Below are 20,103 nucleotides of genomic sequence, written 5' to 3'. Positions count from 1 at the left end.
TTGCCGCCTGGGTCGGTTGCGGCCCGCTCACGATCCTCGTACGCCCCCAGCAGCCAGTCAATCCTTGGGTTTCCTCCCCAAACCCAAGTGTTAACTTGGGTGTTGTGACCTTGGACGACCTCCGTGTGTTCGTGGCCGTGTGCCGCGCGGGCAGCCTGAGTTCGGTCGCCCGCGACCTCGGCTGCACCCAGTCCGCCGTCAGCCAGCACGTCAAGCGCCTGGAGCGGGAGACGGGGGTGGCCCTGCTGGAACGCCAGCCGCGCGGTGTCGTCCCGACCCAGGCCGGGCGGATCCTGGAGGCCGCGGCGGCCGAGGGCATCTCCGGTCTCGACCTCGCCGTACGGCGGCTGCGCGACCTGGTCGACGGACACAGCGGCTACGTCAGGGTGGCCACCGGCGCCACGACCGTACGGCACTTCATGTCCGACGCGGTCGTCACGTTCCGGCACCGCCACCCCGAGGTCAACCTGGAGTTCCGTACGGTCAGTTCGGGCCGGGGCACCTTCGACGCCCTCGCCGACGGCACCCTCGACCTCGCCTGGATCACCGTCGGCCCGCCGGTGAGGGGCATCGAACAGCGCACGGTCGTGGAACTGCCGTGGCTGCTCGCCGTCCGGGCGGACGACCCGCTGGCCGCCCGCCCGCACCTCGACCCCGGGGAGCTGGCCGGCCTCCGCCTCATCCGGCTCCCCCCGAACTCCACCTCCGCCGCCCACCTGGAGGCGGCGTGCGCGGAGCGCGGGGTGCGGCTCGCCCACGAGCCGAGCGTGGCCGACTGGGACACGGCGTTGCAGCTGGCCGAGCTGGGGCTGGGCAGGGCGGTCGTGCCCGCCGTACCCGGGCTGCCGCTGCCCGGCGCGAGCCCGCTGAAGCTGGTGCCGCTGCCGGGCCTGCGGCCCCTCCCCGTCGGCTGGGCCGTCCGCCGCTGGGACGCGCTCAGCCCTCCGGCGCGGGCGTTCGCGGACACGGTCGTGGAGTGCCGGACCGCGGGGGCCGCTGCCGCGGGCTGAGGGACAGCTCCACCCAGACGGTCTTGCCGACGTCCCGCTCGGACACGCCCCACAGGGACGCCAGCACCTGGACGATGACGAGCCCCCGGCCGTGCTCGTCCTCGGGGCGCCCGTCCAGGAAGCGCAGCGCGCGGTCCTTCCGGGCGTCGCTGACCTCGATACGCAGGGTGTCCCGCTCGCGCAGCAGGATGAGCCGCAGCTCGAAGTCCCGCCCGGGTACGCGCCCGTGGGTGACGGCGTTGGCGGCGAGTTCGGCCACGAGGAGCTGGGCGGTGTGGTTCAGCTCGCCGTCGTACGGATGCCCCCAGGCGGCCAGCGTGCTGCCGGTGAGCCGCCGGGCCTGCCGGGCTCCGTGGGGCGTGGCGGTCAACCGTTGGACGAGTTCGGTTCCGGGGGTGGAGATTTCTACGTTCACGTGACCGAGCGTGGCCAGTCCTCCCTACCCTGACCAGGGGAGACCTGGCGACTGTACGTAGTCGTACGGGCGCGGCAGGTGTGTGTACGAGAGAGTCGGAGGGTGGCGTGACGGAGGAGCGGCGGCCGGAGACCCCGGCGGAGGAGAACGGGGCGGTGGCGGTCTTCGTCGTCCTCGGGAGGCAGCTGAAGTTGCTGCGGGAGCGGGCCGGGCTCAACCAGAGGGAGTTCGGCAACCTGGTGGGGTACGGCCCCGATCAGATCTCGGCCATGGAGCGGGGGGTACGGACGCCGAGGCCGGAGTTCCTGCAGAAGGCGGATGAACTCCTGGCGGCGAACGGGCTGTTCACGGCGGTCATCCCGCAGGTGGAGGAGGCGATGACCAAGGCGCGGACGAGGCATCCTGAGTGGTACCGGGGGTATGCCGAGCTGGAGGGGCAGGCGGTCTCATTGCACGACTACAGCACCATGGGTGTGCTGGGACTGCTGCAGACCGAGGATTACTCGCGTGCGGTATTCACGCAGCGACACCCGCCTCTGGACGAAGAGACCATCGAGAAGCGAGTGGCGGACAGGCTCTCGCGCCAGCAGATCTTCGAACAGTGGCCTCCGCCGGAGTTCAGCTTTGTCATGGAACAGGCCGTACTGGAACGGCCCATCGGGGGGCCGAAGGTGCACCGGGACCAACTTGATCAGTTACTGCGCATCGGTCGAATGCGGAATGTCCAGCTACAGGTGATGCCCACGGGGCGTGACATCCACCCGTCACTTGGCGGCTCTTTCACCTTGCTCATCCCGAAGGGCAAGGAGCAGGTTGCGTACATGGAGGTCCAGGGGCACCCCAAGTTGATCACCGACCGAGAAGAGGTCCGCATCCTCGCTGCTCGCTATGGGATCATCCGGGCGCAGGCCCTCAACCCGCACGAGTCCCTAGCCCTGATCGAGAAGGTGCTGGAAGAACGATGAACATAGAGCAGCTGAGCTGGTTCAAGTCGACCTACAGCAGCGGCGAAGGCGGGCAGTGTCTCGAACTCGCCTACAACTGGCGCAAGTCCAGCTACAGCGATGGCGAAGGCGGCCAGTGTCTGGAAGTCGCCGCCCACCCCGCCGTCATCCACATCCGTGACTCCAAGCGACCGGCCGCCGCTCACCTCACCGTCGGCCCCACCGCCTGGTCAGCCTTCCTTCTGGGCGAGCAGGAACGCCTGCGGGACGAGTGACTCGCCCCGCCCCTCCTCCGGCCCCCGCACCGTGCTGGACCGAACGACGAACCCCGCCCCGGACAGCAGCTCCGCCATCTGTTCGGGGCGGCGCCGGTGGAAGTCGAGCGTCACGTCCCGGCCCCAGGGGCGGTCGAGGCGGAGCGGCTCGTCCCCGACCTGGAAGGCGAGCAGGAGCCGTCCGCCGGGGGCCAGGACGCGGTGGAACTCGGTGAACAGGTCCGGGAGCCGGTCCACAGGGGTGTGGATGCTGGAGTACCAGGAGACGACCCCGGCCAGGGAACCGTCGGCGACGGACAGCTCCAGCATGGAGCCCCGTTCGAACCGCAGCCCGGGATGCTCGCGGCGGGCGACGGCGATCATGGACTCGGACAGGTCGAGGCCGTAGACGGACAGGCCGAGGCCGGCCAGGTGGGCGGTGACCGCACCGGGCCCGCAGCCCAGGTCGGCGACCGTGCCGTCCGGCCCGACCTGCTCGGCGTACGCGGCGAGCAGCGCCCGCTCCAGCGGCCGGTCGGCGAGCGGATTCCGGAAGTGCTCGGCGTAGTCCTCGGCGACGGTGTCGTAGAACGTGCGGGTGTCGGTCATGGGGAGGGACCGTAGCGGGCCCCACTGACAGTGCCTTGGGTACCGACCTTCGAGTTCGCTGACCCTGAGTGCCGACGGCGTACTGCATAGGAACGGGCGCTTTGCGCGTGTTGGTCCTGCCTCTAGCGGATGTCGCCACCGACGGGGCGTTCGGGGGGCGATGGGCGGCGACTCGGACCAGAGTGACGCAGCCGGGAGTGACTGAGTGGGTTGACTCGCAGCCAGTTTGAGTGTCCGTCAGTATTTTTCGTGGGAGGGATGTGCTGCATGTAGGGGGCCTTACGATGATCTGCGGCTATCCCGGCCCATTGCCCAGAAGGAAATATCATGCGCCTCCCTCGTCGCCCTGTGGTCCTGCTCACCACTCTGGCCACCCTCGTTGGTGTCAACATGCTCATATCCACCCCCGCGCAGGCAGCTACCTCTTGCTCAGGCACCATCACCTACAGCGAGAACATTCCGTACCCCGCGACCGGAGAGATCGTCGGTCAGCTGACCATCTACTACAACAGCAGCAACGGCGGCACTAACAGCGCCTGCTTCCAGCACCGCGGCCCCGCCTACGGCGTCGCTACCGAGACCTTCGTCCACATCATCCGCTGCTCGGAGAAGTCGGGCGAGGGGCAGCTATGCCACGGTGTTGACTCCGATACGGACGAAGGCAAGTACGCGTACCAGGCAGGTCCCGTTGGCGTGACTGGTACGGCGAACTACTGTGTCGCGGCAGTCGGCTCGATCACCTGGCGAGGTGTGACACTCGGTCGTTACGACGCCAAACGGCGCGGTTGCTGACCGTCGCTCTCTGGCGGGTGGTCAGACGTAGGTTGCGGTCCAGCCAGTGTGCAAGCCCTCGATGAGGGTGTCTCATTTTCAGGAGTGCCGTCCAACTTAGTCTTCTGTTGGGCGGCCCGGCGGCCGTCACCGAGGCCTGCGGCTGGGGCCATGGACCGTGGCCGATCTGGTCTGGCGGATGCAAAGATGACCGCGCGTTTGGCACGGGCAACCCCCCTAGGCTGCTGTTCTTGGACCTTGTATCTAAGTGGGGGTAGTGGGCTTATGGACCATATGGCGGAGATATTCCAGCCGCTCCAGGCGGACGATCCGCCCGTCGTGGCCGGGTACCGGCTCGCCGCCCGGCTGGGCGCGGGCGGCATGGGCCGGGTCTACCTGGCGCACACCCAGGGCGGACGCCCGGTCGCGATCAAGGTCGTACGGCCGGAGCTGGCGGACGACCCGGACTTCCGGCGGCGCTTCGGCCGGGAGATCCAGGCGGCCCGGCGGGTGCGCGGCGCGTACACCGCCGAGCTGATCGACGCGGATGCCGACGCCGTACCGCCGTGGCTGGCCACCCTGTACGTGCCGGGGCCGTCGCTGGCGGAGGCCGTGGCCCGGCGGGGGCCGCTGCCCGTTCCGGCGTTGCTGTGGCTGATGGCGGGAGTGGCCGAGGCGTTGCAGGCCATCCACGGCGAGGGCATCGTGCACCGGGACCTGAAGCCGTCCAACGTGCTGCTGGCCGCCGACGGGCCGAGGGTGATCGACTTCGGTATCGCGCTGGCCGCCGACGGCACCTCCTACACGGCGACGGGCGGCACGATCGGCACCCCGTCGTTCATGGCTCCCGAACAGGCGTCCGGCGGCGAGGTCACCGCGGCGACCGATGTCTTCGCGCTCGGCCAGACCGCCGCGTTCGCGGCGCTGGGCAGGTCGCTCTACGGCGACGGCCCGGCCGTCAACGTGCTGTACCGGATCGTGCACTCCGCACCCGACCTCGACGCGCTGCCCGAGCCGCTGCGCCCGCTGTTCGCCCGGTGCCTGGCCGCCGACCCGGCGGAGCGGGCCACTCCGGCCGAGATCGTGGAATTCTGCCGGCAGCGGCTGGGGGCCGACGCCGACGCGGGCGGGGGGCCCGCCGTGTGGCGGGAGATCACCGGACCCGAGGTCGTGGTCCCGGCGCCGGTGTCCGAGCCGACCCGGGCCCACCCGCAGCCGCTGTACGGGTGGCCGCAGCCGACGGTGGAGCAGCGCAGGGCGCGCGGCCGGCGCACCGCGCTGATCACGGCCGCCGGTGTGGTCGGGGGCGCGCTGCTGGTGGCGGCCACGGCCTGGTCGCTCATGGACGCGCAGGACGCGCTACGCCGCTCGGACGGGGTCCGCTCCGCCGCGTCCACTCCAGCAGGGGCCGCGAAGTCGCAGGATGCGTCGCGTCCCTCCTCTGATTCGGAAGCTGTGCGAACCGGCGGCGGTGCGCGTGAGACGCCGTCATCCCTTTTGCCCTCGCGCCGGGACCCGGTAGCCACCCCGTACCCCCTGGTGTCACTGAGACCGGAGAACTCGGTAAACCTGGGGAACCCGGACGCCGAGCTGAAGAACCGCAAGGGCGACATCCGCTTCGGCTGCAAGATGATCGGCTGTGAACTGGAAAGCGATACCGCAGTCTTCCTCCAGTCCTACGGAAAGCCCGGCGAGGCCACCCTCGACATGTGCCGTCTCATGCTCGCGCACAGCAAGACGCACAGACTTCCGCTGGCCGGGGCGGCAAACGGCACCGAGATCTGCATGAAGGACTCGCACGGCACCATCGGGGTGTTTGTGATCCAGACGAAGTCGACCGCGATGCCGGACATCGCCTTCCTCGACGGTGAACTGACGATCTGGCGCAAGGCGGCCTGACCCGTCCCGGCCAGCCGCAGCAGCGCTGTTGTCACCGCCGCCCCCAGGACGACGACGGCGAACCGGGCCCGGCGCCAGGCCAGGGCGGTGCCCGCCAGGACCCGGCCGGGCGGCCCCAGTCGGCGAATCCGCCGGCTTCGGTCAGCGCGCGGTGGCCAGCAGGGCGCTCGGCAGGACCACCGCGCTCGCCGACGCCAGCTCCCGCACGCGGGCGGGACCGTGACCCGGCCGTGCATCACCGGGCCGACCAGCCGGAAGGCGTACGTGCCGCCGGCCAGTGCAAGGAACATGCCCACCATGGCGTTCACGCCATGGTTCCGGGCGCGGCGGCCCGGCGGCGGTGCAGAACGAGCCCGGTGAGGGCGAGCAGCACCGGGACCACGGCCGGGACGGCGGGTGTGACCGCCAGCGCCAGGCGGGCAGGACCAGCGCGACCAGGACGGCCGGGAAGGCGGCGTCCAGCCTGTAGCGGGTCGTGTCGCCGAGCGCGCCACCCGCCACGGCACGGCTAGCACACCGGTTTTCCACACGGCGAACGGGCCCAGCCCGGAGATCCACAAGGCCCGGCGCCGACGGACCCGATCGGGCTGGGAGATGGCGAAGGCGACCGTCTTGTCGGCGACCAGGTGCGTGCCACGGGAACGGCTCGCACAGCCGGTGCCGAGAATCTCCGCCACGGCCAGGCTGAACGCGGCCGTCCGGATGTTCCGCAGCAGCCCGGTGGCGACGCCCGCGACCGGCCCGCTCCTGGCGAGCAGCACATCCACCGCGCTGAACTGCGCCGACCCCGCGTACACCAGCAGCGCGATCAGCACCGGCGCTCATACCGGAAGGCTGTCCGAACTGGCCAAGCACGCCGGCATCGCCAAGTCGCTCAGCGCACTGGTCGAGCCACCGCGCCCACGGTCCAGGTGATCGGGGCGGTCCAGGGGCCGACGGTCCACTCCGACCAGTCAAGCTATGTGGCCTCACTGCTCTGCGCCTGCCCGCCCGGCGCCCGCCGGGATCTGTACCTCGTCTGACTGGATCCGAGAACGTACGGGTGTTCCGGGGCGGTGAAACATATCGTGGTGACCGGGGTCTGGTGACGGCGCGTGAACGAGGGATGACCGGCACGGTGAACGGCGCGGGGCCGGAAAGGCAGGAGCCCCGTCGCCGTAAGGCGCGGGGCTCCTTGGGTACTGCACTCAGGTTCTGCGATCAGGCAGGAATCAGGCGGGAGAGACGTTCTCCGCCTGAGGACCCTTCGGGCCCTGCGTCACATCAAAGGTCACCGCCTGGTTCTCCTCAAGGGAGCGGAAGCCGGTGGCATTGATCGCGGAGTAGTGGACGAAGACGTCGGGGCCGCCGCCCTCCTGGGCGATGAAGCCAAAGCCCTTTTCGGCGTTGAACCACTTCACGGTTCCGGTAGCCATAAGCCCTCCTTGGGCTCACAAAGGGTTGCCCTGCTCCAGAACCTGCAAGTGTGAAACGGTGCTGCACAACTGCATATGTCTGAAAACGACGAGAGCCCGCGGTTACATGCTCCGCAGGCTCTGTACTGCAAGGGAAACCAAACTGCAACTTGCGATGAGCCTAGCACGCAGGCAGGCGAAAGCAATAGAGGTCAAGATCACTTCACCCGGACGTTTGAACGTCCGTTAGGCCGTTCGGAGGCGGGGTCGGTTCCGGCGCCGCGGCGCCCGGGGTCTACTGTCGCGATGTGGACAATTCTCGCACCCGGCCGCGTGTCGGCCACATCCAGTTCCTGAACTGCCTGCCCCTCTACTGGGGGCTCGCGAGAACCGGCACGCTCCTCGACTTCGAGCTGACCAAGGACACCCCGGAGAAGCTCAGCGAGCAGCTCGTGCGCGGTGATCTCGACATCGGGCCGATCACCCTCGTCGAGTTCCTGCGCAACGCCGACGACCTGGTCGCCTTCCCGGACATCGCCGTCGGCTGCGACGGCCCGGTGATGTCCTGCGTGATCGTCTCGCAGGTCCCGCTGGACCAGCTGGACGGCGCCAAGGTCGCCCTCGGCTCGACCTCCCGCACCTCGGTCCGGCTCGCCCAGCTCCTGCTGGCCGACCGCTACGGCGTCCGGCCCGACTACTACACCTGCCCGCCGGACCTCAGCCTGATGATGCAGGAGGCGGACGCCGCCGTCCTCATCGGCGACGCCGCCCTGCGCGCCAACCTCCACGACGGCCCCCGCTTCGGCCTCCAGGTGCACGACCTCGGCGCCCTCTGGAAGGAGTGGACCGGCCTGCCGTTCGTCTTCGCGGTGTGGGCCGCCCGCCGGGACTACCTGGAGCGCGAGCCGCACATCACCCGCAAGGTCCACGAGGCGTTCCTCGACTCCCGCAACCTCTCCCTGGAAGAGGTCGGCAAGGTCGCCGAACAGGCCGCCCGCTGGGAGGCGTTCGACGAGGCCGCCCTGGCCCAGTACTTCACCACCCTCGACTTCAGCTTCGGCGCCCCGCAGCTGGCGGCCGTCGCCGAGTTCGCCCGCCGCGTCGGCCCGACGACCGGCTTCCCGGGCGACGTCAAGGTGGACCTGCTCGCTTAGGTCCCTTACGTCCCTCGGTTCCCGTACGGGGACGGCCCGTTGCCCAGTCCGCCGGGCCGCCCCGTCGCTCTCCCCGTCCCCACCCGTCACTACTGTGTCCGCGTCGACGCGCAGGACGCCGACGCACACGACGGGGAAGGACGGGGTAATCCCGCCATGGAGACACTTCAGCCGGACGATCCACGGGAGCTGGGCAGCTATCGGATGCTGCGCAGACTCGGAGCCGGCGGCATGGGCCGGGTCTATCTGGCCCGCTCGCCCGGCGGCCGGACCGTGGCCGTCAAGGTCGTACGCCCCGACCTCGCCGCCGACGCCGGGTTCCGCGAGCGCTTCCGGCACGAGGCCGAGATCGCCCAGGCCGTCTCCGGGCAGTACACCGCCGCCGTCGTGGACGCCGACCCCGGGGCGCCGCTGCCCTGGCTGGCCACCTCGTACGTGCTCGGCCCCGACCTGACCGAGGTCGTCGCCACCCACGGCCCGCTGCCCGAGCACACCGTGCGCGCGCTCGGCGCCGGGCTCGCCGCCGCCCTCCAGGAGATCCACGCGGCCGGCCTCATCCACCGCGACCTCAAGCCGTCGAACGTCCTGCTCGCCGCCGCCGGACCCCGGGTCATCGACTTCGGCATCGCCCGCGCGGTGGACGGCACCCGGATGACCCAGACCGGCGTCGTCGTCGGCTCGCCCGGCTACATGCCGCCGGAGCAGGCGATGGGCAAGGACGTCGGCCCGGCGGGCGACGTCTTCTCCCTCGGCGCGGTCCTCGCCTTCGCGGCCACCGGGCGCGGCGCCTTCGGCGAGGCCGCCTCGCACGCCGCGCTGCTCTACCAGGTCGTGCACGGCGACCCCGACCTGACCGGCATACCGCGCCCGCTCCTCGGCCTGGTCCGCGCCTGCCTGCTGAAGGAACCGGCGGACCGGCCCGCGCCGGCCGAGATCGTCACCGCGCTGGCCCCGCAGGGCGTCGAGGGCCTGCTCCGCGACTGGCTGCCGTCGGCCGTCGCCTCCACCATCGCCACGCACGCGGCCGGGATCCTGGACCTGGAGGCCCCCGAGGCGCGGGCGGCGGTGAGCCCTGGTGCCGGTGCCAGTGCCGGTGCTGGTGCTGTGGCCGGGGCTGTGGCCGGTGGGTTCGGGCCGCCGCCGACCATGCTGGACGGGGCGGCGACGCCGGCCGCCGGTGCCCCCGTGCCCGGTGCCCCCGTGCCCGGCACCGTGCCGTTCGGCGCCTCCGAGGCGCCCGCCCGGACCGCCCGGACCGCCCGGCCCACCCGGCGCCGTGCCCTCTCCCTCGCCCTCGGCGGCGCCGCCGCCGTCGCGGCCGTCGGCGGGGGCACCGCCTGGTGGCTCGGCCGGGACGACGGCACCGCCGCCGGCGCACCGGCCGGCGGCAAGGGCGTCGCCTCGGGCGAGCCCGCCGCCGAGAACTTCACCACCCCGCCCGCCGGAGTGGCCCCCCAGCCGCTGTGGCACCAGCCGCTCGCCGAGGACAGCACCAGCACCTCCGTACCGCTCCTCGTCCGCAACGGCCTGCTGCTGATCAGCGGCGACCCCCTCGTGGCGTACGACGTGAAGACCGGCAAGCCCCGCTGGAGCAAGCCGGACATCGTCGTCCCCGGCTCCCAGCTGCTCCACCGCGGCGGCCGGATCTACCTGCCCGACGGCGACTACGACGGCGTCCTCGTCGCCCGTGACGCGGGGACCGGCGAGGAGGTGTGGCGCAGCCGGCTCGGCAAGCACATCGACATCGAGGACACCATCGCCGTCGACGACGAGCACGTCTACGTCACGGCGAAGGACTACGGCGAGTCCAAGAGCGCCACCGAGTACCGCACGGCGATCGCCGCCGTCAGCATCGCCACCCGCAAGACCGTGTGGATCCAGAAGCGCGACTGGGGCACCGACGACTACGACGTCGAGGGCTCCGTCGCCGGCAAGTACCTGGTCTACGCCGACTCCAAGTACAACCTCACCGTCCGCGACACCGCCACCGGCGGCCAGCTGTGGACGAAGAAGATCGGCGACGACTGGACGTGGCGGCCCAGCGCCTCCGACGGCCTCGTCTTCCTGCCCGGCGACGAACTGACCGCCGTCGACGCGAAGACCGGGGCCACCCGGTGGACCCTGTCCCCGAACGGCCGCCGCGGCTTCTACAACCCCACCGTCATCGACGGCGTCCTCTACGTCGCCGACCACGACCGCGGCATCTGGGCCGTCGACGTCCGCACCGGCAAGCGGATCTGGCTGTGCGAGGAGAACGACCGCGGCGCCCCGGAGGTGTTCCTGAAGTACGGCACCACCCTGTACTGCGGCGGCCAGGCCGTCGCCGGCGGTGTCGTCGCGCTGGACGCGAAGACCGGCCGCAAGCGCTGGAGCTGGACCGACAACAAGGACACCGGCGACCAGTGGCAGATCGCCCTGTCCGGCAACCGGCTGCTGACGGCCAACGGCCAGGACGTCTACGCGATGCCGGCCGTCTGAACCGGGTAGGGACACCCGGGGCGGGGGACATGGCGCGGGAAACGACGGTGTGACGGGGGTGGCGGCTGTGGGCGGGATGACCACGGGGGTGCTGGTGCTCGGCGCCGCGGTGTGGGGCCTGCTGGCGGGCCTGCTGCTGCCCCGCGCCGCCTACCGCTTCGCCGTCCCGGCCGGCGAACCCTGGCGCGGCTACTGCCCCGCCGGCCACCCGGTCCGGGGGTGGCTGGGCGGGACCGGGTGCGGGGAGTGCGGACCGCGCGCGAGCGCGGTGCGCCGGGATCCGGGCGGGACGGCGAAGCGCGGGGTGCCGGCCAAGGGGCCGGAGCGCGGGGTGCCGGGCGGGAGTGCGGAGCGCGGGGTGCCGGGCGGGAGTGCGGAGCGCGGGGTGCCGGGCGGGAGTCCGGAGCCCGGGGAGCCGGGCGCCGGTGCCGGGGCTGAGTCCCGGCAGGGGGTTCCCTCCGCGTCGTACCCCGCCCCCTACGTCCCCTCCGCATCGCACCCCGCGCCGCACGTCCCCTCCGCATCGCACCCCGCGCCGCACGCCCCTTCCGCATCGCACCCCCCGCCGCACGCCCCCTCCGCTCTCCTCCTCGCCGCCGCCACCGCCCTCGTCTGCGCCGCCCTCGCCGCCGCCACCGGCACGCGGCCCGAGCTGGCGGTCTGGCTGCTGCTCGCGCCCGTCGGCGTGCTCCTCGCCGCCGTCGACTTCCGGGTGCACCGGCTGCCCGACCCGCTGACCCTGCCGCTCGCCGCCGCCGCCCTCGCCCTGCTCGGCCTCGCCGCCGCGCTCCCCGAACACGCCGGCCACTGGACCACCGCCCTCTACGGCGCCCTCGCCCTCGGCGCCGGCTACTACGCGCTGTACCGCCTCAACCCGGGCGGCATGGGGTTCGGCGACGTCAAACTGGCCGTCGGCACGGGCGCCGTGCTCGGCTGGTACGGCTGGTCCGCCGTGCTGCTCGGCACCTTCGCCGGCTTCCTGCTCGGCGCGCTCTACGGCGGCGTGCTCGTGCTGGCCCGGCGGGCGGACCGCAAGTCCGCTGTGCCCTTCGGCCCGTTCCTGCTCGCCGGCGCCCTCGCCGGACTGCTGATCGGTGCGTACGCGGCCTGAGGTCTTTCGCCCGAAACGGCTGGCGTAGGCTGGTTCGGTCTGCCCCCACCGCTTGACGAAAGGGACGCCCGGTGACCGAGAAGGCCGACCTCCAGTCCGTGCTCGACCGAGCCGCGGCGGGCGGACGCATCACGCCCGAGGAAGCACTCGACCTCTACCGCGACGCGCCCCTGCACGCCCTGGGCGCGGCCGCCGACGCCGTTCGCCGCCGCAGGTACGCCGGCGTCGAGCACATCGCCACGTACATCATCGAGCGCAACATCAACTACACGAACGTGTGTGTCACGGCGTGCAAGTTCTGCGCCTTCTACGCGGCCCCCAAGGACACCGCCAAGGGCTGGACCCGCGACCTCGACGACATCCTGCGCCGCTGCGCCGAGACCGTCGAACTCGGCGGCACCCAGATCATGTTCCAGGGCGGCCACCACCCGGACTACGGCGTCGAGTACTACGAGAAGCACTTCAAGGCCATCAAGGACGCCTTCCCGCAGCTGGTGATCCACTCGCTGGGCGCGTCCGAGGTCGAGCACATGGCCCGTATCTCCGGGGTGTCGGTCGAGGAGGCCATCACCCGGATCCACGAGGCCGGTCTCGACTCGTTCGCCGGCGCCGGCGCGGAACTCCTGCCCGAGCGCCCGCGCAAGGCCATCGCCCCGCTGAAGGAGAGCGGCGAGCGCTGGCTGGCGATCATGGAGACCGCGCACCGGCTGGGTGTCGAGTCCACCTCCACCATGCTCATGGGCACCGGCGAGACCAACGCCGAGCGGATCGAGCACCTGCGGATGATCCGGGACGTACAGGACCGTACGGGCGGCTTCCGCGCCTTCATCCCGTACACCTACCAGCCCGAGAACAACCACCTGAAGGGCCGCACCCAGGCGACGCTCTTCGAGTACCTGCGGATGATCGCCATCGCCCGGCTGTTCATGGACAACATCCAGCACATCCAGGGCTCCTGGCTCACCACGGGCAAGGAGGTCGGCCAGCTCTCCCTGCACTACGGCGCGGACGACCTCGGCTCGATCATGCTGGAGGAGAACGTGGTCTCCTCGGCCGGCGCCAAGCACCGCTCCAACCGCCAGGAGATCATCGACCTGATCCGCAAGGCGGACCGCGTCCCGGCCCAGCGCGCCACGACGTACGAGCACCTCGTCGTCCACGACGACCCGGCCGACGACCCGGTCGACGACCGCGTGGCCTCCCACATCTCCTCCACGGCCATCGCCGGGGGCACCGCACATCCCGAGCTGAAGCTGCTCGCGTCCAACTAGCGCCGACCAGGGGTCCCGTGCTCACACTTCACGTCGCCGAGCAGTCGCCCGAAGCGGCGGTCCTGGTCGACGGGGCGTCCGTCGCCGCCGTCGGCCCGTACGAGGAACTGGCCGCGGCCAACCCGGCGGCCAGGGTGCGGCGCTGGCCCGGCATCCTGACGCCGGGGCTGCTGAACCCGTACGGCCCGGAGCTGCTGGAGGCCACCTACCACCCCGACCCGCGCGAGGCCGACGCCCTCGGCACCGAGCCCATCGGCGGGGAGCGGGCGCGCGCCATCTTCCGTACCGAACCGGTACGCCTCGGCGCGAGCGCGCGGCGCGGGGTGCAGCGGATGCTGGCGCACGGCACGGTGGCGGTGGCCGGGGAACTGCGGTCGCGGGCCGCCGCCGACGCGGTGCGCAGGGCCGGGCTCGCGGTGGGGCAGCGCCCGGAACGTCTCCCGGGCCCGGCGGCGCTCTCCCCGAGCCCGCTGATCCTGCTGCCGAAGCTGGTGCCGGGCGGTCCCGCCCGGTTCGCCGTGTTCGACGTCGCGGACCGCGCCGAGCTGGTCCGCCGCGGCGCCGGGACCTGCGTGGCGACCGTGATCGGCGGCCGGCTGGTGTTCCGGAGCCGCTGACGCGCGCCGGGGCCCGGCGCCCTCGCCGCAGCCGCTGCGCGACCGCCCGCCCGGACCCCCCGTCCCGCTCGGACAAGCCGAGGCTCCCGCCGTGGGACGGGGCTGCAAGAATGGGCGGGTGACCCGCGCTTCCCTGAACAAGCAGCCGCACGAAGTCGCCTCGATGTTCGACGACGTGGCGGAACGGTACGACCTGACGAACGACGTGCTGTCGCTCGGCCAGGACCGGCGCTGGCGCAAGGAGGTGGCGAACGCGGTCGACGCGCGCCCGGCGCAGAAGATCCTCGACCTCGCCGCCGGTACGGCCACCTCCTCCCTGCCCTTCGCGCAGACCGGCGCCTACGTCGTCCCCTGCGACTTCTCCCTCGGGATGCTCCAGGTCGGCAAGCGCAAGCGCGCCTGGATGCCGTTCACCGCGGGCGACGCGACGAAGCTGCCCTTCAAGGACGACACCTTCGACGCGGTGACGATCTCCTTCGGGCTGCGCAACGTCCAGGACACGGACGCGGCCCTGCGCGAGATGTACCGGGTGACCCGCCCCGGCGGGCGCGTGGTGATCTGCGAGTTCTCCCACCCGACCTGGGCGCCGTTCCGCACCGTCTACACCGAGTACCTGATGCGGGCGCTGCCGCCGGTCGCGCGCGCGGTGTCCTCGAACCCGGACGCCTACGTCTACCTCGCCGAGTCCATCCGGGCCTGGCCCGACCAGCCCGCCCTCGCCGGGCGGCTGCGCGAGGCGGGCTGGTCGAAGGTGGCCTGGCGCAACCTCACCGGAGGCGTCGTCGCGCTGCACCGGGGCTTCAAGGAGAGCTGAACCGGCGCCGAGGAGAGCTGGACCGGCGCTGTGGAGCTGGACCGGCGCTTCAAGGAGAGCTGACCGCGTACGGATCCCCGGGCTGGTCCAGCTCCCGTTGCAGTCCGCCCCGCGGCGGTCCCGGGATGCGTGGTTCACGCACCCCTCCGCCGCCGTCGCCGTCACCGAAGTCGAACCACACGTACACCAGCGACTCCCGCGGCACCTCGGCGCCGGGCTGCGGATACTGGCGTACGACGTAGTCCACGACGGCGAGGTGGAAGTCCGGGCGGTCCGGCGCGGCGAGCAACAGACCCTGCGCCCGGGCCGTTTCGCGCGCGTCCATCGCCATCAGACCCACCAGATGCGGGACACGTACTTCGGGTGTCTTGGGTGTTATGCGCACAGATGTCACCCCCAGCGGTACTGGCAGGGTAACTCCCGGGCGGCCCGCCCGGAAGGCGCCGGTGGCTTTCTGTAACAGTTGACTACTGTGGGTGATTGAGGGGGAGCCGGAAGCAGAGCGCCGGTTCGCTCAGCCTCGGATGCGTATAGGTCTCCGCCTGCTCCATGCCGAGCCGCCGGGCCAGCGCGATCGACCGCGCGTTGCCCTGCCGGACCACCGCCACCACATCGGGCACCCCGGCCGCCCGCACCCGGCCGATCGTCTCCCGCGCCGCCGCGGTGGCGTACCCCTTGCCCCAGTACGCCCGCCCGAGCCGCCAGCCGATCTCGGTCTCGCCGACCGGGCCCCAGTCCGGCGACCACGGCTGCGCGCCGGTGAAGCCGATCACCTCGCCCGTCTCGTCCAGCAACGTCCACAGGCAGAAGCCGTGTTCGGCGTCGTGCCGCCGCTGCCGCGCGGTGAGTTCCTCGTAGACCGACAGCGCCGCCGGCCTGCCGCCGTAGAACTCCATGACCTCGGGGTTGTCGAAGACCCGGTGCCAGGCGACCGCGTCCTCGTGCGTGGGAACGCGCAGCCGTACCGCGGGGAGAGGTCGGTTCACAGGGCAGCCCTTCAGCCGGGTGATCAATTCTGCTGAATAGACTGCCCATGTCCAGTGCCGGTCGGCACGCAGATTTCTAACCTTGGGGAGATCCCGCCGTGACCGAGCCCCTCTCCGACCACTCCGCCGATGTGATCGTCGTGGGCGCGGGGCCAGCCGGCTCCACGACCGCGTACCACCTCGCCAAGGCCGGCCTCGACGTCCTGCTCCTGGAGAAGACCGAGTTCCCGCGCGAGAAGGTCTGCGGCGACGGTCTCACCCCGCGCGCGGTCAAGCAGCTCGTCGCCATGGGGATCGACATCTCCGAGGAGGCCGGCTGGCTGCGCAACAAGGGTCTGCGCATCATCGGCGGTGGCTCCCGGCTCCAGCTGGACTGGCCGGATCTCGCCTCCTACCCGAACTACGGACTCGTCCGCAAGCGCGACGACTTCGACGAGCAGCTCGCCCGCAACGCCCAGAAGGCCGGCGCCCGCCTGCACGAGCGCTGCAACGTGAGCGGCCCGGTCATCGACGACCGCACCGGCCGCATCACCGGCGTCACCGCCAAGCTCGGCGAGGAGAAGCGCGAGGTCACCTTCCACGCGCCGCTCGTCGTCGCCGCCGACGGCAACTCCACCCGGCTGTCCCTCGGGATGGGCCTGCACCGCCGCGAGGACCGCCCGATGGGCGTCGCGGTGCGCACCTACTTCACCTCCCCGCGCCACGGCGACGACTACCTGGAGTCCTGGCTGGAACTGTGGGACCGCCGCGGCGCCCAGGACCGGCTGCTGCCCGGCTACGGCTGGATCTTCGGCATGGGCGACGGCACGTCGAACGTCGGACTCGGCGTGCTGAACACCTCCGCCTCCTTCAAGGAGCTGGACTGGCGCGAGATCCTCAAGGCGTGGTGCGCCTCCATGCCGGAGGACTGGGGCTACACCCCGGAGAACATGACCGGCCCGATCCGCGGCGCCGCCCTCCCCATGGCCTTCAACCGCCAGCCGCACTACACGCGCGGGCTGCTGCTCGTCGGCGACGCCGGCGGCCTGGTGAACCCCTTCAACGGCGAGGGCATCGCCTACGCCATGGAGTCCGGCCAGATCGCCGCCGACGTCATCGTGCAGGCCCACGCGCGCGCGACGCCCGCCCAGCGCGAGATCGCCCTCCAGCGCTACCCGCGCGTCCTCAAGGACACCTACGGCGGCTACTACACGCTCGGCCGCGCCTTCGTGAAGCTCATCGGCAACCCGAAGGTCATGCAGATCGCCGCCCAGCGCGGTCTGACCCACCCGATGCTGATGAAGTTCACCCTGAAGCTCCTCGCGAACCTCACCGACCCCACGGGCGGCGACGCGATGGACCGCATCATCAACGGCCTGAGCAAGGTGGCCCCGAAGGCGTGACCGGACGCGGGCGCCCGGCTAGGCGCTGAACGCGGCGGCCTTGGCGGCCCGGCGGGCGTACACCTCGTCCCGCCGGTCCGCCATCTGCCGCAGCGCGTCCTTCTTGTCCCGCTTCGCCAGCCGGTCCAGATAGACCTGCCCGTCGGTGTGGTCGGTCTCGTGCGCGAGGCACCGCGCGAAGTACCCGGTGCCCTCGACGACGACGGCGGCACCGTCCCTGTCCTGCCCCCGTACGACGACCCGGTCCGGCCTCGGTACGGCCAGCACCGCACCCGGCACCGAGAGGCAGCCCTCGCCCTCGTCCAGCAGCCGTCGCCCGCTCGTGGGCGTGTCCAGCACCGGATTGACGATGTGCCCGACATGTCGGACACCGTCATCATCGGGGCAGTCGTACACGAACAGCCGCAGACCGACCCCGACCTGATTCGCCGCCAGCCCCGCCCCGTCGGCGACGTACATGGTGCGGAACATGTCGTCGATGAGCGCGGCGAGGTCGGGCCCGAACTCCGTGACGTCCCGGCACGGCCTGTGCAGCACCTCCTCGCCGACCTCGGTGATACGGCGCACCGCACCGCGCCCGGCCTCGGGGGCGTACCGCGGGAACCGGTCGACGGGACCGCCCTGCACGAACACACGTGGCATCGCACTGCCTCCTTCACTCGCGAACGGGCCGCCGTCCGGCGGCCCGAGCCGAGCATGCCAGTGCGTGCACGGGGAAGGCGTCGCATACGAGGGCGAGCTGAGGGCGCGGGCGAGGTGAGGACCCGGGCGAGCGGAGCCCGGGGCGTGGTGAGAGCCCGGCAGGGGCGCGGGCGGGCGTGGAAGCGCGCTGAGGGCGCCCAGGGCGCCCCAGGGAGCCCCAGGGCGCTCCGAGGCGCCGCCCGAGGGCGCGGAGGGCGCGCGGCGCCAGGGCAGGGAGCCGGGCGCGCTGGGCGCGCTTCAGGGACGACACGAGGGCCGCTGCCCCCGAGCGGCCGCGGCCCTACGCGTGTGAGTGGTGCGGGACGCGCTCAGAGCACCCGCACGGCGCCGGTGGGCGGGTCGTACGACAGCGAGCGCTCCACGACGCCGCTGGACGGGTTCTGCGCACCGACGAACATGCCGTCGCCGACGTACACCGCGACGTGGTACGCGCTGCCCGCGCTGCCCCAGTACAGGATGTCGCCCGGCTGCAGGTTGCTCAGCGAGACCTGGGTGCCGGCGGTCGACTGGTCCTGGGAGACCCGCGGCAGGCTGATGCCGACCTGCTTGAAGGCCGTCTGCACCAGACCCGAGCAGTCGTAGGCGCTGGGACCGGTGGCACCGGAGACGTACGCCTTGCCGACCTGCGACTTGACGAAGCTGACGACCGCGGCGGCCGAACCGGTCGCCGGGGAGGTGTCGGTGGACGTCGAGGTGGAGGTGGAGGTGGATCCGGAGTCCGCCGTGGTGGACAGCGTGGTCCGCTCCGCGTTGCGCGAGGCGCGGGCCGCCGCCTCCTTGCGGGCCTCCTGCTCGGCCTTCTTCTTGGCCTCCGCCGCCTTCTTCTTGGCCTCGACGAGGTCCGCCTTGGCCTGCTTCGCGGCCTTTGTGGCAGCCGCGTCACGCTCGGCCTGCAGCTGGTAGTTGGCAGCCGCCTGCTCGGTGGCGTCCGCGGACTGGGCCGCCTGGGCTGCCAGGTCGGCCGTCAGGGTGGGCAGTTCGAGGGTCTGCGTCACCGGCTCGGCCGCGTTCGCCGAGCCGGACGCCCCGGCGACTGCCAGGGTGCCGAGGACGCCACCGGCAACTCCGGCCCGCACGGCGAGGGTCGACGCGCTGCGGCGGGGCTTCCGGTGGCTGCGTATGTGAGCGGTGTGGGACATGGGAACAACCGGTACCAGGGGCTCCTTCATATCTTCAAGAAACGTGTCCTGCGCCACAGTTGTTCAATCGAGACCCGGAATCCCGGGCGCGTCACTCTTTATTGACGCCGTAACGGACATTGCGGGCGCACGTGATCAAGCCCTTGATCACGGTCTTTGATCATTAAGTCCGGATTGCCCCCCGCCTACCACCGGTTGAGGTCGTTGGCCAAGCCCGGTTCTCATGGGCCTCTCATGAATGTGGCGGAGGTCACGGAACGGTCACCGGAACCCCGGCGTCCCCCGCGTGCGCAGCTCGTGAACGCGTGCACGCGCCCCGGCCCCCGTCCACACCCGTCCCGCGCCTCCCTCCGAGGTGTGAATGAAGCGCACTATCAGACCCCCGCATCCAGCACCAATTTGCATGCACTGGAAGTCTCTTGATATGGAGACGCCCCCTCCGGCCTGGGACGACAAGCGAGAATGTCACTTCTGGTGATCAACTGAACGCTTCGAGTGTGAAGATCACCCATCATCCGACTTCATGATCCTTCGTCAGGTGGTGGAGATCACAAAGCTTGTGCAATACCCCGTGTCGCAGATCACAGAGCGGCGGGCATAAGATGCGAGGCAGTTGGGCTTGTGACCTGCTTCACATGTTCTCGATCTTCGCCGGGACGCGCGGGGCTCGTGGGACCGGTGAGGCAGGCGTGAGTCCAGTGCACCTCCCCCAAGGTCTCGGCTCCGCTCGACCAGGGGGGACCCCCATGCAGTCAGTGCCGACTGAGAGGAGCGAGGAGCGGTGAACGCGTATGCGCCCATCCTCGTACTGGGAGCCCTCGGGGCAGGCTTTGCGATCTTCTCCGTGGTCATGGCCACGCTGATCGGTCCGAAGCGGTACAACCGCGCCAAGCTCGAAGCCTACGAGTGCGGCATCGAGCCGACCCCCACGCCGGCCGGCGGCGGGCGCTTCCCCATCAAGTACTACCTGACGGCGATGCTCTTCATCGTCTTCGACATCGAGATCGTCTTCCTCTACCCCTGGGCCGTCACCTTCGACGCCCTGGGGATCTTCGGGCTCGTGGAGATGCTGCTCTTCGTGCTCACCGTCTTCGTCGCGTACGCGTACGTATGGCGGCGCGGCGGCCTGGAATGGGACTGAGGGGCCACACGA

At 71.3% G+C, this 20,103-nt stretch carries 20 protein-coding genes and 2 pseudogenes; 13 read left to right on the top strand and 9 right to left on the bottom strand.

Features of this window, described 5'->3' with window-relative positions:
- The first annotated feature begins 104 nt into the window (after nucleotides 1–104).
- Nucleotides 105–1,010 (top strand): LysR family transcriptional regulator, encoded by a 906-nt coding sequence (locus ACF073_RS04170; RefSeq protein ID WP_392066668.1) that lies wholly within the window; start codon nucleotides 105–107, stop codon nucleotides 1,008–1,010.
- Here the strand turns inward: ACF073_RS04170 and ACF073_RS04165 are convergent.
- Nucleotides 937–1,425: an ATP-binding protein gene (locus ACF073_RS04165; RefSeq protein ID WP_392066666.1), complete on the bottom strand. Its 489-nt coding sequence runs from the start codon at nucleotides 1,423–1,425 to the stop codon at nucleotides 937–939. The two genes, ACF073_RS04170 and ACF073_RS04165, sit on opposite strands and share 74 nt — an antisense overlap.
- 107 nt (nucleotides 1,426–1,532) lie before the next feature.
- Between ACF073_RS04165 and ACF073_RS04160 the strand changes: the two genes are divergently transcribed.
- Together ACF073_RS04160 and ACF073_RS04155 are read left to right on the top strand one after the other, a co-directional pair.
- The gene (locus ACF073_RS04160) at nucleotides 1,533–2,390 is read left to right on the top strand and encodes a helix-turn-helix domain-containing protein (RefSeq protein ID WP_392066664.1); all 858 of its coding nucleotides are present in this window, start codon (nucleotides 1,533–1,535) and stop codon (nucleotides 2,388–2,390) included.
- Nucleotides 2,387–2,644 carry a DUF397 domain-containing protein gene (locus tag ACF073_RS04155; protein WP_392066662.1) on the top strand — a complete coding sequence of 86 codons (258 nt, stop codon included), beginning with the start codon at nucleotides 2,387–2,389 and terminating at the stop codon, nucleotides 2,642–2,644. The genes ACF073_RS04160 and ACF073_RS04155 overlap by 4 nt, the downstream gene beginning before the upstream one ends.
- Here ACF073_RS04155 and ACF073_RS04150 read toward each other — a convergent pair.
- The gene (locus ACF073_RS04150; RefSeq protein ID WP_392066660.1) at nucleotides 2,600–3,232 is read right to left on the bottom strand and encodes a class I SAM-dependent methyltransferase; all 633 of its coding nucleotides are present in this window, start codon (nucleotides 3,230–3,232) and stop codon (nucleotides 2,600–2,602) included. The genes ACF073_RS04155 and ACF073_RS04150 overlap by 45 nt on opposite strands.
- 327 nt (nucleotides 3,233–3,559) lie before the next feature.
- Between ACF073_RS04150 and ACF073_RS04145 the strand changes: the two genes are divergently transcribed.
- Both ACF073_RS04145 and ACF073_RS04140 read left to right on the top strand, forming a co-directional pair.
- Nucleotides 3,560–4,024: a hypothetical protein gene (locus tag ACF073_RS04145; protein WP_392066659.1), complete on the top strand. Its 465-nt coding sequence runs from the start codon at nucleotides 3,560–3,562 to the stop codon at nucleotides 4,022–4,024.
- A 264-nt stretch (nucleotides 4,025–4,288) separates the two neighbouring features.
- Entirely contained in the window at nucleotides 4,289–5,902 is a 1,614-nt protein-coding gene (locus ACF073_RS04140; protein ID WP_392066657.1) for a serine/threonine-protein kinase, read from the top strand.
- Here the strand turns inward: ACF073_RS04140 and ACF073_RS04135 are convergent.
- The 3 genes and pseudogenes from ACF073_RS04135 to ACF073_RS04125 form a co-directional block, all read right to left on the bottom strand.
- Nucleotides 5,902–6,201 (bottom strand): annotated as a pseudogene (locus ACF073_RS04135) (AzlD domain-containing protein); the annotation flags it as partial. The gene ACF073_RS04140 and the pseudogene ACF073_RS04135 overlap by 1 nt on opposite strands.
- Before the next feature lie 5 nt (nucleotides 6,202–6,206).
- A pseudogene (locus ACF073_RS04130) lies at nucleotides 6,207–6,720 on the bottom strand (AzlC family ABC transporter permease); the annotation flags it as partial.
- A 393-nt stretch (nucleotides 6,721–7,113) separates the two neighbouring features.
- On the bottom strand, nucleotides 7,114–7,317 hold the full coding sequence (locus ACF073_RS04125) for a cold-shock protein (RefSeq protein WP_392066655.1): 204 nt from the start codon (nucleotides 7,315–7,317) through the stop codon (nucleotides 7,114–7,116).
- Between the two features lie 287 nt (nucleotides 7,318–7,604).
- Between ACF073_RS04125 and ACF073_RS04120 the strand changes: the two genes are divergently transcribed.
- The 6 genes from ACF073_RS04120 to ACF073_RS04095 all read left to right on the top strand — a co-directional run bounded on the left by ACF073_RS04120 (nucleotide 7,605) and on the right by ACF073_RS04095 (nucleotide 14,741).
- Nucleotides 7,605–8,450, top strand: coding sequence for a menaquinone biosynthetic enzyme MqnA/MqnD family protein (locus ACF073_RS04120; RefSeq protein WP_392066653.1), 846 nt, complete (start codon nucleotides 7,605–7,607; stop codon nucleotides 8,448–8,450).
- A 156-nt stretch (nucleotides 8,451–8,606) separates the two neighbouring features.
- Nucleotides 8,607–10,928: a PQQ-binding-like beta-propeller repeat protein gene (locus tag ACF073_RS04115; RefSeq protein WP_392066651.1), complete on the top strand. Its 2,322-nt coding sequence runs from the start codon at nucleotides 8,607–8,609 to the stop codon at nucleotides 10,926–10,928.
- A 76-nt stretch (nucleotides 10,929–11,004) separates the two neighbouring features.
- Nucleotides 11,005–12,039, top strand: coding sequence for a prepilin peptidase (locus tag ACF073_RS04110; RefSeq protein WP_392066876.1), 1,035 nt, complete (start codon nucleotides 11,005–11,007; stop codon nucleotides 12,037–12,039).
- 71 nt (nucleotides 12,040–12,110) lie between these two features.
- Nucleotides 12,111–13,310 (top strand): cyclic dehypoxanthinyl futalosine synthase, encoded by a 1,200-nt coding sequence (gene mqnC / locus ACF073_RS04105; protein ID WP_392066649.1) that lies wholly within the window; start codon nucleotides 12,111–12,113, stop codon nucleotides 13,308–13,310.
- A gap of 17 nt (nucleotides 13,311–13,327) precedes the next feature.
- Entirely contained in the window at nucleotides 13,328–13,927 is a 600-nt protein-coding gene (locus ACF073_RS04100) for a hypothetical protein (protein ID WP_392066647.1), read from the top strand.
- Nucleotides 13,928–14,045: 118 nt separating this feature from the next.
- Complete coding sequence (locus ACF073_RS04095) at nucleotides 14,046–14,741, top strand: demethylmenaquinone methyltransferase (protein WP_392066645.1); 696 nt, start codon at nucleotides 14,046–14,048, stop codon at nucleotides 14,739–14,741.
- A gap of 49 nt (nucleotides 14,742–14,790) precedes the next feature.
- Here the strand turns inward: ACF073_RS04095 and ACF073_RS04090 are convergent, their stop codons facing one another.
- The gene (locus tag ACF073_RS04090; protein ID WP_392066643.1) at nucleotides 14,791–15,126 is read right to left on the bottom strand and encodes a PASTA domain-containing protein; all 336 of its coding nucleotides are present in this window, start codon (nucleotides 15,124–15,126) and stop codon (nucleotides 14,791–14,793) included.
- Between the two features lie 82 nt (nucleotides 15,127–15,208).
- Nucleotides 15,209–15,727 (bottom strand): GNAT family N-acetyltransferase, encoded by a 519-nt coding sequence (locus tag ACF073_RS04085; RefSeq protein ID WP_392066641.1) that lies wholly within the window; start codon nucleotides 15,725–15,727, stop codon nucleotides 15,209–15,211.
- Between the two features lie 98 nt (nucleotides 15,728–15,825).
- Between ACF073_RS04085 and ACF073_RS04080 the strand changes: the two genes are divergently transcribed.
- Nucleotides 15,826–17,109: a geranylgeranyl reductase family protein gene (locus ACF073_RS04080; RefSeq protein WP_392066639.1), complete on the top strand. Its 1,284-nt coding sequence runs from the start codon at nucleotides 15,826–15,828 to the stop codon at nucleotides 17,107–17,109.
- 18 nt (nucleotides 17,110–17,127) lie between these two features.
- On the opposite strand, the gene def is transcribed toward ACF073_RS04080, so the two are convergent.
- Together def and ACF073_RS04070 are read right to left on the bottom strand one after the other, a co-directional pair.
- The gene (def, locus tag ACF073_RS04075) at nucleotides 17,128–17,751 is read right to left on the bottom strand and encodes a peptide deformylase (RefSeq protein ID WP_392066637.1); all 624 of its coding nucleotides are present in this window, start codon (nucleotides 17,749–17,751) and stop codon (nucleotides 17,128–17,130) included.
- 368 nt (nucleotides 17,752–18,119) lie between these two features.
- Complete coding sequence (locus ACF073_RS04070; RefSeq protein WP_392066635.1) at nucleotides 18,120–18,950, bottom strand: C40 family peptidase; 831 nt, start codon at nucleotides 18,948–18,950, stop codon at nucleotides 18,120–18,122.
- A 781-nt stretch (nucleotides 18,951–19,731) separates the two neighbouring features.
- Between ACF073_RS04070 and ACF073_RS04065 the strand changes: the two genes are divergently transcribed.
- On the top strand, nucleotides 19,732–20,091 hold the full coding sequence (locus ACF073_RS04065; protein WP_003992243.1) for an NADH-quinone oxidoreductase subunit A: 360 nt from the start codon (nucleotides 19,732–19,734) through the stop codon (nucleotides 20,089–20,091).
- Nucleotides 20,092–20,103: the final 12 nt, after the last annotated feature.

Source organism: Streptomyces sp. NPDC015171, from assembly GCF_043079545.1.
Classification (GTDB): domain Bacteria; phylum Actinomycetota; class Actinomycetes; order Streptomycetales; family Streptomycetaceae; genus Streptomyces.
The sequence above is the reverse complement of the archived record's forward strand: the minus strand, read 5'-3'. Positions and strand labels throughout refer to the sequence as shown.